Here is a 4,076-nt window from a genome sequence, read left to right on the forward strand (position 1 = left end):
TTGCGGTGGCCGCCTGCGGGGGCGGGCCGCTCAACCGTATGTCCCTATACGCTTTTCGCGTCCCGCCCCCGCATCCGACTCACCGCAAGACGACGCAGGGCGTAGGGGGTGTGAGATTTCCGGGCTAGCGCGGCAGCTCGCGCGACTGCAGGTCGAAGGGCACGCCGCGCGGCACCGCCGCGTCGTCGCTGCCATGCGCCGTCAGCAGGCCGTATTTCGACTCGATGAACCAGACCCGGCCGCCCGCGACCACGCCGGAGGAGGCGTCGTTCAGCCCGCCGACGATGGTCTGCAGCTCTGTGATCCGGCCGTCGGCGATTCGCGCCAGGGTGACCGCGCCGCCATAGGGGCCGTCCTGGCCGAAGGCGTTGCTCTCGAACAGCACCAGCCGGCCCGGCCCGTCGGCGCGGATGGCGTCGACATTCTTCAGCAGCCGCGGCGCCGGGATGCGCGTGATGGCGCTGGCGGCACCGTCCGGCCCGATGCCGACATGCAGGATCCAGGGCTGCGCCGCCACCGCGCTGACATAGAGCCCATCCGTCGTCACCGCGATGCCGTTCAGGAAATAGGCGGTGCCGCCCAGGACCTGGCTGGCATCGCCGCCGCCGAGCGCCGGATCCTCCTTCCAGATCTCCAGCGCCGTGCCGCCGGAGGCGAGGCGCAGCAGCCGCGGATGCAGGCTATCGGTGACGTAGAGCGTGCCGCGCCCGTCCTGCGCCAGGTCGTTGCAGTAGCCGCGGTCCGGCATCGGCCAACTGCCGCGCGGTGCGCCGGTGGCCAGGTCATAGGCCTTCAGCGCGCTCGGCGTCACCGGCACGATGGTGAAGCCCATGCTGCCGGAGCAGACCCAGAGCAGCCCGGCCTTGGCGTCGACCAGCACGCCCTGGCCGTTGGCCAGTCCGTTCGAGCCGGGCGGCACCAGCACCTCCGGCTGGGCGTCGCCGGGCCGGATGCGGGCGACGGCGCCCTGGCGCCAGCTGCCGACATAGAAGGCGCCGTCCAGCCCGACCGCGACGCTCTCCGGATACCAGTCGGGCGGCAGCGGCAGGACGGCGGGCGGTTGGGCCGCGGCGGCGGGGGCGCAGAGCAGCAGCGCCGCCATCGCGGCGAGGGCGCGGATCGGGGTCATCATCGTCTCCTGAGAGGAAAGCCGACGCAGTTTCGATCCGCAGCCAGGCTGGATAAACTGGCCGACGCTTGCATCACCCCCAACCAGGGCTTCGGAATGGACCGGCTGACCAGCATGGAGGTGTTCGTCCGCGTCGCCGAGACCGGCAGCTTCACCGGGGCGGCGGAGGCGTTCGGCCTGTCCGCGACCATGGTCGCCAACCATGTCCGGGCGCTGGAGGTCCGGCTGGGCGCGCGGCTGATCGAGCGCACCACCCGCCGACACCACCTGACCGAGATCGGTGCCGCCTATCTCGATCGCTGCCGCGACGTGCTGGCCGGCGCCGAGGCTGCCGACCGTGTCGCCGACGCGCTGCGGGCGGTGCCGCAGGGCACGCTGCGGGTCACCGCGCCGGTCAGCTGGGGCGCGCACCGGCTGGTGCCGGCGATCGGCGCCTATATGGCGCTGTACCCGGCGGTGCGGGTCGAGCTCAGCCTCAACGACCGGGTCGTCGACCTGGCGGAGGAGGGGTTCGATGTCGGCATCCGCTCCGGCCGGGTCGGCGACGAGGATCTGGTGGCGCGGCCGCTGGCGCCGTCGCGCATGCACGCCGTGGCCAGCCCGGCCTATCTCGCCGGGCGCGGCACGCCGGCGCAGCCGCAGGATCTGGCCGGGCACGACCTCCTGGCCTTCGCCGCCTGGGGGCCGGACCACGCCTGGCGCTTCACCCGCGGGGCGGAGACGGCGGCGGTGCCGGTGCGCGGCCGGATGGTCTGCAACAACGGCCAGGCGCTGCTGGCCGCGGCGCTGGCGGGGATGGGCGTGGTGGTGCAGGCCGACGTGCTGCTCGACCCCGCCATCGCCGATGGCCGGCTGGTCTGCCTGCTGCCGGACTGGGAGCTGCCGCAGCGGGCGATCCATCTGGTGCGTCGGCGCGAGCCGCGGCCCAGCGCCAAGCTGCGCAGCTTCGTCGATTTCCTGGTGGAGAGGCTGGGCTAGTTCCGCTTGGAGGGCGGCCCGGGCCGGGCGATGCTCGTCCGTGCAACCATCGAAGGGGGCTTCCATGCTGCGCATTCTGGCCGCGACGGCCGTCCTGACCCTCGTTCTTGTCCTGCCGCCGGCGGCGCAGGCCGAGGAAGGGTTGTGGAGCGTGTACGATTCGGCGCTGAAGGGCGCCAAATACATCGACCTGACCCACGCCTTCGCCCCGGTGCAGCCGGTGTGGCCGGGCTTCGGCAATGCCGAGGTCAAGCCGGCGGTGGCCGGCAACGACCTGCCGGACTATGCCAAGAAGGGCGACGAGTTCACCTATGCCAAGCACGGCTTCGTCGCCACCGCCTACGCCCTGCCGACCGACCAGTACGGCACCCAACTGGACCCGCCGGCGCATTGGGACGAGTACGGCGCCACGATCAGCGACCTGCCGCCGACCTTCGCGGTGCGGCCGCTGGTGGTGATCGACATCCACGAGAAGGTGGCGAAGGACCCGAGCTACGCCATGACGGTCGACGACGTCACCGCCTGGGAGGCCAAGCACGGCACGGTGCCGGAGGGCAGCGTCGTCATGGTCCGCACCGACTGGTCGAAGAAGTGGGACGACGTGGCCCATTTCAACGACAAGCCGTTCCCCGGCGTGTCGCTGGACGCGCTGAAGTTCCTGCACCTGCAGCGCCGCATCCTGTTCCACGGGCATGAGCCGCTGGACACCGACGCCACGCCGGATCTGGAGGGCGAGGCCTGGCTGATGCACAACCACTTCACCCAGGCGGAGGGCGTGGCCAATCTCGACCAGGTGCCGGAGGCCGGGGCGCTGATCAGCATCGGCTTCGCCAAGCCGCTGGGCGGCACTGGCGGCTATGCCCGCTACATCGCCATCGCCCCGGCCGACTGGCCGCACGGCGTCACCATCGCCGAGGCGCCGGGCGCGCCGCTGCCGAAGCAGCCCGCCCCGCTGCGCCGCGGCCCCGACGGCGTGATGCGGCCGACGCTGAAGTAAGGGAGGGGCTCGTGTCGACCTCGAAGCTGGCGGTGCTGCTGATGACCCTGTGCGCTTTCGCCGCCGTTCCGTCCGCCGGCCGGGCCGCCGAGAAGACGGTCGGCTTCACCGTCGACGGGCAGAAGGTGGTCGGCACGCTCGCCCTGCCGGACGGCGTCGCCGCGCCGCCGGTCGTGCTGCTGCTGCACGGCTTCACCGGCACGCGCAACGAGATGGAGATCCCGGCCGTGAAGGAGGGGATCTTTCATCGCGCCGCGCGGTTGTGGGCAGAGCGGGGCTTCGCCAGCCTGCGCATCGACTTCCGCGGCAACGGCGACAGCGAGGGCGCCTTCGCCGACCTGACTCTGCAGGGCCAGGTGAAGGACGCGCTGGCGGCGCTCGACTTCCTCGCCGCGGAGGGGGAGGTCGACCGCGATCGCATGGCGCTGGTGGGCTGGAGCATGGGCGGCACGGTCGGCGCCATCGTCGCCGGCCGCACCCCGCACAAGCTGACCTCGGTCTCGCTCTGGGCGCCCGGCACCAACCTGCCGGCCTCGGTGGCGCTGCTGGTGGGACCGGAGGTCATGCGCCAGGGGCTGGCCGGTGGCGACAGGCCGATCACGGCCAGGCTGCCCTGGGGTGCCGAGGTGCCGCTGAAGCAGGCCTTCTTCGACAGCCTCTATGCCGTCGACCCGGTGGCGGAGATCGCCCGCTACAAGGGCCCGCTGCTGGTCGCGGTCGGCACCAACGACACGGTGGTGTTCCCGCAGCCGGACTCCGGCCAGGTCCTGCTCGACTACCATGACGGGCCGGAGGAGCTGTGGGTCCAGCCGATGGACCACTCCTTCAACGTCTTCGAGGGCACCGGCATGGTCGATTCGCTGATCGCCAGGACCGGCGACTTCATCGCCGCCGAGATGAAATAGCCCCAGCCGGAAAACGCAGTAACGAAGCCATGAACGACCAACGCGCGCGCGACGCGCACCTGGTGTG

At 71.8% G+C, this 4,076-nt stretch carries 4 protein-coding genes; 3 read left to right on the forward strand and 1 reads right to left on the reverse strand.

Going from position 1 to position 4,076, the window contains the following annotated elements; genetic code table 11:
• Window positions 1-124: 124 nt before the first annotated feature.
• Complete coding sequence (locus ABDW35_RS33300) at window positions 125-1,129, reverse strand: hypothetical protein (protein ID WP_343718142.1); 1,005 nt, start codon at window positions 1,127-1,129, stop codon at window positions 125-127.
• 96 nt (window positions 1,130-1,225) lie between these two features.
• Between ABDW35_RS33300 and ABDW35_RS33305 the strand changes: the two genes are divergently transcribed.
• The 3 genes from ABDW35_RS33305 (at window position 1,226) to ABDW35_RS33315 (ending at window position 4,009) form a co-directional block, all read left to right on the forward strand.
• Window positions 1,226-2,107 carry a LysR family transcriptional regulator gene (locus ABDW35_RS33305; RefSeq protein WP_343718143.1) on the forward strand — a complete coding sequence of 294 codons (882 nt, stop codon included), beginning with the start codon at window positions 1,226-1,228 and terminating at the stop codon, window positions 2,105-2,107.
• Window positions 2,108-2,171: 64 nt separating this feature from the next.
• The gene (locus ABDW35_RS33310) at window positions 2,172-3,104 is read left to right on the forward strand and encodes a cyclase family protein (RefSeq protein WP_343718144.1); all 933 of its coding nucleotides are present in this window, start codon (window positions 2,172-2,174) and stop codon (window positions 3,102-3,104) included.
• Between the two features lie 11 nt (window positions 3,105-3,115).
• On the forward strand, window positions 3,116-4,009 hold the full coding sequence (locus ABDW35_RS33315) for an alpha/beta fold hydrolase (protein WP_343718145.1): 894 nt from the start codon (window positions 3,116-3,118) through the stop codon (window positions 4,007-4,009).
• Window positions 4,010-4,076 lie beyond the last annotated feature (67 nt).

Source organism: Inquilinus sp., from assembly GCF_039594555.1.
GTDB lineage: Bacteria > Pseudomonadota > Alphaproteobacteria > DSM-16000 > Inquilinaceae > Inquilinus.

Coding starts and splice junctions, on each gene's coding strand:
- ABDW35_RS33300 (WP_343718142.1), bottom strand. CDS start 1,129: ATGACCCCGATCCGCGCCCTCGCCGCGATGGCGGCGCTGCTGCTCTGC.
- ABDW35_RS33305 (WP_343718143.1), top strand. CDS start 1,226: ATGGACCGGCTGACCAGCATGGAGGTGTTCGTCCGCGTCGCCGAGACC.
- ABDW35_RS33310 (WP_343718144.1), top strand. CDS start 2,172: ATGCTGCGCATTCTGGCCGCGACGGCCGTCCTGACCCTCGTTCTTGTC.